Raw genomic sequence first — 3921 nt, 5'->3', positions numbered from 1 at the left:
TGATGCCTCGGTGGTGTCACGTGGTGGCGGCGGGTCCGGGGAATGTCCGCCTTGAGCGGCTCTCGACCGATTCGCGGTCCGGGCTCGACCCTGCGGCGCCTGGCGGAACCCCGGCGTCCGGCGGCGCCTCTCGCGGAGCTCTCCAGAGCGGCTGGAGAACCGGCGGCCGGTCCCCGCGGTCCGGTTACCTTCCCAGGGCGGGCGACGGGCGCGGCGATGACCGCCCGTCCCCCGAGCAACTCCCCAGCGGCGCGCGTTCCCCCACGGAGCGCCGCTGGGGCTCGGCGCACAGGCTCCGCGCAGAGGGACTTCGCGCAGGGGGAGGGGAGGAAGGATGACCGCCGGCCGTACCGCACCAGCGGCACCGGAGTCCCCGCCCTGCGACGGGCCGGTGGGCGTCGTCGTGGACCCGGGGCTGCCCCCGTACGCCGTCCCGGTCCTGACCCTGCACGGCCCGTTGGACGGGGCCCTGCTCGAAGCAGAGCTCGACCGTATCGCCGCCGAGTACCCCGGCGCGCCCGTCTGGCGGAGCCGGCTGCGCCGCCGGGGGCCGGCCCGGCACACCCTGCGCCTGACCTCGGACGCCCCCGGCACGCCGGAGCCGCCGGTCGGCCTGCTCGCCGACCGGCTCACCCGCCGGCCCCCGGACGGGGCGGCCGCCCGATCCTTCCCGGCCGGCCCGGTCCAGCGCGAACTGCTGGCCGACGCCGACGCCCACCCGGGCCGCGGGCACCACGTCGAGCAGCTCAGCTGGACCTGGTCCGGACCGTTCGACCTGGACCGCTTCACCGCGGCCTGGCAGTCGGTCTTCGACCGCGAGGCCGTCCTGCGGGCGGCCTTCGACGAGGGGTCGCCGCCGCGGACCGTGGTCCGCGACCGGGTGGCCCCCGAGGTGCGCTGGATCCCGCCCGGCGCCGGGCCCTGGCAGCGGTGGGCCGAACGCGACCGGCTGCGCGGCGTCGACCCGCGCGTTCCAGGACCGCTGCGGCTGACCGTCCTCGGCGGCGACACCCCGCCGGCGCCGGGCGCTCCCACCGTCCGGGTGCTGCTCACCTACCATCACGCGCTGCTCGACGACTGGAGCACGCACCTGCTGCTGGCCTCGTTCTACCGGGCCTACCTCGCCGACGGCCGGCTGCCCGGCGGCGTGCGCCGCCCCGACGCCGAGGACTACGCGCGCTGGCTCGCGGGCCGCGACACCGCCGCCGCGCGCGACTACTGGACCCGGGCGCTGCCGTCCGCGCCGGTCCTGCCGGTCCTCTCCGGCGCCGCACCGGGGCAGCCGGCCGACGCGGGCCGCACCCGGCTGCGGCTCACCCGCGCGCAGACCGACCGGCTGGACGCCTGGGCCGCGCTGCGGGGCAGCACCGTGAGCGGTGTGCTGCAGGCGGTGTGGGCGCTGCTGCTGTACCGGGCACGGGGCGGCCGGGGCGCGGCGGCGGTGCGCTTCAACGTCGCCGTGTCGGGGCGCGGCATCCCGTTCGAGGGGGTGGAGCGCCTGCCCGGGGCGCTGTGCAGTCCGCTGCCGCTGTCCGTGGAGGTCGACCCGCGCGCCACCGTCCCGGCCCTGCTCGCCCAACTACGGGACAGGGCCGTCGACATGGCCGCGTACGGCTGGGTCTCCGCCGGGCAGGTCCGGGCCTGGACCGGCACGGTGGACGACCCGGCCGACAGCCTGCTGGTCTTCGAGGACCGTCCCCGCTGGCCGGACGACCTGGAGCCGGAGTGCGCCGCGCAGGGCATCCGGATGGGCCGCCCAATGCCCTGGGGGGCCGGCACGGCGTTCCCGGTCACGGTGGTGGCCCACCGTGACGACGACGGCAGGCTGGTGCTCACCGCCACCCGCGACCGGACCGGGCCGGCCGACGTGGGCGAGCTGCTGGCCCGCGGCGTCACCCTGCTCAGCATCCTGCCGCAGTACGGCGACCGGTTCACGACGGTCGGCGAGGCCCTCGACCTGCTGTCCGCGGACCTGGTGCCGAACGCGGTGGAACCGGTGGACCCGGTGGAACCGGTGGGCCCGGCCGATGCCGCCGCGCCCGGTCCCGCTCCGGCCGCGCGGGCCGAGCCCGCGCTGGTCACCCTGCGCCCCGCGCGCCGCCCCGGCGCCGGCACCGTCTGCCTGGTGCAGAGCCCCGACGTGCCCCGCTCCCGCTACGACCTGCTCGCCGGGGTACTCCCCGGGGCCGCCGCAGTCGTCCTGCTGCGGCCGCTGCCCGGTGGCCCGGGCGCGCGCTACCCGGCGCTGCGCCGGCTGCTCGACCCGGGCGCCCCCCTGGTGCTGGGCGCCCTCACCGGCGGCGGTGTCGCCGCCTGCGAGCTGACCCGGCTGTTCGCGGCCGACGGCGGCCGGCCCCCGCCGGTGGTGGTCACCACCGGCGGCGCGGCCGGCGCCGCCCTGCTCGCCCGGACGCTCCGGGCCGCCGCGGCACACGCCCGGCGGCCCGCGGACCCGGGACCGACCGACCAGCACGACCTGCCAGGGACCTCCCCGGCGGACGGCACGACACCGAGGAGACCACAGTGAGCGGCACCGACGACCGACGCCCCGGACCGGGGCCGCGGCTGCGGGAGACCCTGCGCCGGCTGCCCGTCTACGTACCCGGCAAGCCGGCCCGGGGCGCGGACGGCGTCCCGGCCTTCAAACTCTCGTCCAACGAGAACCCCTACCCGCCGCTGCCCGGCGTGCTCGACGTGGCGGTCGCCGCCGCGGTCGGCTTCAACCGCTACCCCGACATGGCCTGCGACGGGCTGGTCGCCGAGCTGGCCGGGCGGTTCGACGTCCCCGAGTCGCACGTCGCCGTCGGCACCGGCTCGGTCGGCGTCGCCCAGTCGCTGATCCAGATCACGGCCGGCCCCGGCGACGAGGTGGTCTTCGCCTGGCGCTCCTTCGAGGCCTACCCGTACCTCGCGCTGATGAACGGCGCCGTCCCGGTGCAGGTGCCGCTGCGCGAGGACGAGTCGCACGACCTGGACGCGATGCTGGCCGCGGTCACCGACCGGACCCGGCTGGTCTTCGTCTGCAACCCCAACAACCCCACCGGCCGCGCCCTCCGCAGGGGCGAGCTGGAGCGCTTCCTGGACGCGGTGCCCGCCGACGTGCTGGTGGTGCTGGACGAGGCCTACCGGGAGTTCGTCCGCGACCCCGAGGTCCCCGACGGCATCGGGCTGTACCGGGACCGTCCCAACGTGTGCGTGCTGCGCACCTTCTCCAAGGCGTACGGTCTGGCCGGGCTGCGGGTCGGCTTCGCCCTCGCCCACGAGCCGGTCGCCACCGCGCTGCGGCAGACCGCCGTCCCCTTCGGAGTCAGCCAGCTCGCCCAGGACGCCGCGATCGCCTCGCTGCGCGCCGAGGAGGCCCTGCTGGTGCGGGTCGCGGCCCTGGTCGCGGAACGCGAGCGGGTCGTCGCCGCGCTCACCGCGCAGGGCTGGACCGTCCCGGACACCCAGGCCAACTTCGTCTGGCTCCGGCTGGGCGGGCGGACCACCGACTTCGCGGAGGCGTGCGCCGAGGCCGGCGTCACGGTGCGCCCGTTCGCGGGCGAGGGGCTGCGGGTCAGCATCGGCGAGACCGAGGCCAACGACCTGTTCCTGCGGGCGGCTGAGCGGTTCCGCGAGGAGCTCGCCGACTGAGGCCGTCCTGGCGACAGGACAGCACCAGGCACAGACCACCCGGTCTTGTCTTCGACGGGAAGCCCGCCCGGAGGTACCACCAGCCACGAGCCACCAGCCACGAGTCCGAGAAGGAGACGGTCGTTGGACGCCGAGGAAAGCCTCCTGCGCATCGAGCGCGGACAGGTCGATCACGATGAACTGGCCGCGCTGGTCGTGGTGTTGCTCACCAGGCGCAAGGTCCGCGAGAAGCCGGCGGCGAACGGCTCGCGGTGGTCGCGGCGGTCGGGGGCGACGCCCCCCCCGGGG

3 protein-coding genes are annotated in these 3921 nt (G+C 77.1%); all 3 read left to right on the top strand.

Annotated elements, in window-relative coordinates; translation table 11 throughout:
• Positions 1-334 precede the first annotated feature (334 nt).
• Entirely contained in the window at positions 335-2527 is a 2193-nt protein-coding gene (locus TR46_RS36875; RefSeq protein WP_052433451.1) for a condensation domain-containing protein, read from the top strand.
• Positions 2524-3633: a histidinol-phosphate transaminase gene (hisC, locus tag TR46_RS36870; RefSeq protein ID WP_042411333.1), complete on the top strand. Its 1110-nt coding sequence runs from the start codon at positions 2524-2526 to the stop codon at positions 3631-3633. The genes TR46_RS36875 and hisC overlap by 4 nt, the downstream gene beginning before the upstream one ends.
• A 45-nt stretch (positions 3634-3678) precedes the next feature.
• A partial coding sequence (locus TR46_RS45495) for an acyl-CoA carboxylase subunit epsilon (protein ID WP_152626921.1) occupies positions 3679-3921 on the top strand: 243 nt, incomplete at its 3' end.

The organism is Streptacidiphilus carbonis, from assembly GCF_000787775.1.
In the GTDB taxonomy this organism is placed as follows: domain Bacteria; phylum Actinomycetota; class Actinomycetes; order Streptomycetales; family Streptomycetaceae; genus Streptacidiphilus; species Streptacidiphilus carbonis.
The sequence above is the reverse complement of the archived record's forward strand: the minus strand, read 5'-3'. Positions and strand labels throughout refer to the sequence as shown.

Excerpts from the sequence above, each read along its gene's own strand:
- TR46_RS36875 (WP_052433451.1), top strand. The coding sequence starts at position 335 with ATGACCGCCGGCCGTACCGCACCAGCGGCACCGGAGTCCCCGCCCTGC.